Source organism: Oleiphilus sp. HI0132, assembly GCF_001635845.1.
Window position 1 is genome coordinate 1 of record NZ_LWGJ01000453.1, and the last position, 792, is coordinate 792.

The following is a 792-nucleotide window of genomic DNA, read 5'->3' on the forward strand; positions in this document are numbered from 1 at the left end:
TCGTCAGCTGTTTTGACTACTTGCGCCGATGCTTCAACTGACCTTTCATATAATTTTAAATCAACTATTGGTTCAATTACACTAGAACTGGAGCCTTCGCTATTACTTACAGTACTCGCATTCACAATCTCTGTTGCAGCTTTCTGCATACCCTCTTGACCTTGCTGTAAGCCTTGAATACCGGTCTGTAAAACAGTATTTACATTCATGACAAGCACCTATACGAAGTAAAGAATTCAGCAAATATTGTGACTATTTTCTGCGAACACTCTAATACTAATTACTCGAGCAATTCAGACACTGCTCTCCTTATGTATGTTATTTAAGCAAATATCTGTATGTTTTTCAACCAGCCTGATCAAAGCCTTACAAATCTAGACAGTCCAGATTCACATATTTACAAAGCTCCTCAGGCTTACCGCTCTCGCTAAAAGGTAAGTGAGCAATAAGCGGTGCACCTAAAGCCGAGCTTAAAGTCGCTATATTTTCAGCTTCATAGCTCATTGTTTCTCTCGACAAACTATTCGCAACCCAACCAGCTATCTCCAAGCCATCTCTTCTGATTGCCTCTGCACTTAGCATCGCATGATTCAAACACCCCAAACGCAAACCAACAACTAGAATAACTTTATAGTTCAACTGTCGTGCCAAGTCAGCCATCGTTTCTCTTGGGCTAATCGGTACCCGCCACCCCCCTGCTCCTTCGATAAGTGCGAAATCCGGTTTCTTCATCAGCGCTCCACGACAGATACCCGTAATACGCGATGCACTTGGCGTTCGCTTTTCAAGCGC

At 42.8% G+C, this 792-nt stretch carries 2 protein-coding genes; both read right to left on the bottom strand.

Annotated features, from left to right (window positions below; genetic code table 11):
- On the bottom strand, positions 1–209 hold a 209-nt coding region (locus A3766_RS05575; protein ID WP_068641877.1), incomplete at its 3' end, for a flagellar biosynthesis protein FlgE.
- Positions 210–366: 157 nt separating this feature from the next.
- Positions 367–792: ATP-dependent dethiobiotin synthetase BioD (bioD, locus tag A3766_RS05580; protein ID WP_156508714.1), on the bottom strand; the 426-nt coding region annotated here is incomplete at its 5' end.